1 protein-coding gene is annotated in these 801 nt (G+C 75.2%); it reads left to right on the top strand.

All coding sequences use genetic code 11. The features are described 5' to 3' along the window. Window positions 1–198: 198 nt before the first annotated feature. Window positions 199–801: MDR/zinc-dependent alcohol dehydrogenase-like family protein (locus FRW57_RS22305; RefSeq protein ID WP_476748673.1), on the top strand; the 603-nt coding region annotated here is incomplete at its 3' end.

The raw sequence follows: 801 nt of genomic DNA, 5'->3' as shown, positions 1-801 counted from the left end.
CCCGCCGCACCGGGACGGTGTCGGCCTTCGGGCCGGCGGCGAGGGCCGCGAGCAGGGCCGCCAGACCGGTCAGCCCACCTGCCACCACCGCCAGCCTGTGCACGTCACCTCCTGCGCTCGCCCCTGCTTCCATCTTGCGCTGCCGGTCGCGGCGGCAACGAGGCCGCCCGGCACCGCGGGCCCCACTAGGTTGTGGACATGCCGGGAACCTCGAACGAGGAACGCAGCGCCCGCGCGTTCTGGGTCCGCGCGCCAGGGGTCGGGGAGATCCGCACGTCGACGGTGCCCGAACTCGCCGACGGCCAGGTGCTCGTCGACACCCTGTGGTCCGGCATCAGCCGCGGCACCGAGGTGCTGGTCTTCCGCGGCGGCGTGCCGGCCGACCAGCGAGAGGTGATGCGAGCACCCTTCCAGGAGGGGTCGTTGCCGGGTCCGGTCAAGTACGGCTACCTCAACGTCGGGGTCGTGCGGAAGGGCCCGCCGGAGCTGACCGGGCGCACCGTGTTCTGCCTGCATCCCCACCAGACCCGGTTCGTGGTGCCCGCCGAGGCCGTGGTCCCGGTGCCCGACGGGGTCCCGCCGCGCCGTGCGGTGCTGGCCGGGGCCGTGGAGACCGCGGTCAACGCCCTGTGGGACGCTCCCCCGCTCGTCGGTGACCGGGTGACCGTCGTCGGCGCGGGCATGGTGGGGTGCTGCGTCGCGCGCCTGCTCTCCCGCTTCCCGGGGGTGCAGCTCACCGTCGTCGACGTCGACCCGTCCCGGAGGGCGCTGGTCACCGGGCTCGGCGCCCGGTTCGCCGCG

This window comes from Segeticoccus rhizosphaerae (assembly GCF_009192725.1).
Taxonomy (GTDB): Bacteria; Actinomycetota; Actinomycetes; order Actinomycetales; family Dermatophilaceae; genus Segeticoccus; species Segeticoccus rhizosphaerae.
This window is presented reverse-complemented; position numbering and strand designations above follow the sequence as displayed.